Raw genomic sequence first — 1639 nt, forward strand, 5'->3', positions numbered from 1 at the left:
CACGCCGTCGACGACGAAGCCGACGGTGAAGTCCCAGGCGTGCTCGTGGATGTAGTACCAGGGGTTGGACTCCTCGACCGGGTCACCCCACGGCAGACCACCGGCGTTGTTCAGGTCCTCGCCCCGGTAGCCGTACATGGTCTCTTTGTTCGAACCGTCGCCGACGACGAGCGGCTCCCCGCCGACCAGCGCGACGATCTTGTTGTAACAGGTCCGCTCGGCGGCCTGGAAGGCGGACCAGGCCGCGTTGACCGCGTTGCGGCGGGCCGTGTTCTCGTCGATGAGGTCGCCGTCCGCGACCCAGTCCTCGTCGTCCGCCACGCGCCGTTCGAACGCCGCCGCCTCCGCGCGCAGCGAGTTGAGCCGGTCGACCAGGGGCCGGACCTCGGCCGCGTAGTCGAGCAGCGCCTTGGAGACCGTGCCCAGCTCGGTCTGCAGGTCGTGGCCGGCCGCCGCGACCGGCGCGGTCGTCGCGAAGAGCTGGTCGGCCTCGGGAGCCTTGTAGAAAGGTTCCAGCAGATTGAAGTTGGCGTCGATCAGCAGACCCGCCGCACCGACCGCCGTCCCGTCGAACGCGATGTCCCCGGCGTCCGTCTCCAGTTGCTCCAGGTTTCCCGTGAACTCCGGTATCTCGGCCGAGACAACGGGCCTGTCCTCGCTCACGCCTACCCCCGTGGACGCCCTCGCAGATTCGTTCCCTCAACTGGGCGCCCCGCTCTCACGCCTGACGCCAGAACACACAGGGGCACCACTCGATCATTTGTACCAAAATTGCGATCGCGATCCCACACACTTCTGGCCAAAGCCCGCCCCTCGGGGCCACCCGGGCCCCACACACGACCCTTACGCCCACATCAGGCACACTCGAACCCACGGAGAACAGGGGCGAGCCAGGGTCGACATCCCGTCAGAAGCGGGACAGACCCAGCCCTCTGAGGCCACAGAAGAGGGATAACGACGGAACCACACCACAGGTTCCGCTTGATCCTCATTGCCCGGCGTGACCTGCCGTGATACACAGAGTGACGATACGACCCTTCGTTTACCGTTCCGCGCCCCCGTTAGGGTCCCGCACGGGCCGGAGGCAAGGGATCCGTACGAAACCCGCCAATCAATGACGCCAAGTCGACATACGACAGCGTCATTGTCGGCGAGAATGGGCCCGACCTCTGCGCACCCGCGCGGAGGCGTGCGGAGCGGACGCCGAGGCGGCGCACGTGCCGCACACCACACAGAGACAACAGAACTACCCACTAGGGGCGGTGACTTACATGTTCGTTGCGGCCGACAAGGGCGACATCACCACCATCATCGGCGGAATCGCCCCGGACTGGGGGCCTTTCGGCGACCTGGGCAACGAGGCACGCGTGATGATCGAGGTCGTGATGGCGGTCGCCATCCTCCTCTGCCTCGGCATCGCGATCTGGGGCGCGGCCAAACAGCGCATCGGCGCGACCGCCCTCCGCGACACCTTCAGCGCCGAACAGGGCAAGGGCCTCATCATCGCCGGCCTCACCGGCGTCTTCATCATCGGCTCACTGGGCACGCTCTTCACCATCGTGTACGGCATGGCCGTGTAGCCGCGGCCGCCGGCACCCGCCCCGGCCGGACCACCGGCCTCGCCCGGTTCCCCTCCCAC

1 protein-coding gene and 1 pseudogene are annotated in these 1639 nt (G+C 67.2%); one reads left to right on the plus strand and one right to left on the minus strand.

What is annotated here, in order from left to right; all coding sequences use genetic code 11:
* Positions 1-663: pseudogene (locus P1P70_RS44330) on the minus strand (hypothetical protein); the annotation flags it as partial.
* Between the two features lie 608 nt (positions 664-1271).
* On the opposite strand from P1P70_RS44330, the gene P1P70_RS44335 reads away from it, so the two are divergent.
* Positions 1272-1580, plus strand: coding sequence for a hypothetical protein (locus tag P1P70_RS44335; RefSeq protein ID WP_033525053.1), 309 nt, complete (start codon positions 1272-1274; stop codon positions 1578-1580).
* Positions 1581-1639: the final 59 nt, after the last annotated feature.

Origin of the sequence: Streptomyces sp. MB09-02B (assembly GCF_033794485.1) — a bacterium.
Taxonomy (GTDB): domain Bacteria; phylum Actinomycetota; class Actinomycetes; order Streptomycetales; family Streptomycetaceae; genus Streptomyces.

Excerpts from the sequence above, each read along its gene's own strand:
- P1P70_RS44335 (WP_033525053.1), top strand. The coding sequence starts at position 1,272 with ATGTTCGTTGCGGCCGACAAGGGCGACATCACCACCATCATCGGCGGA.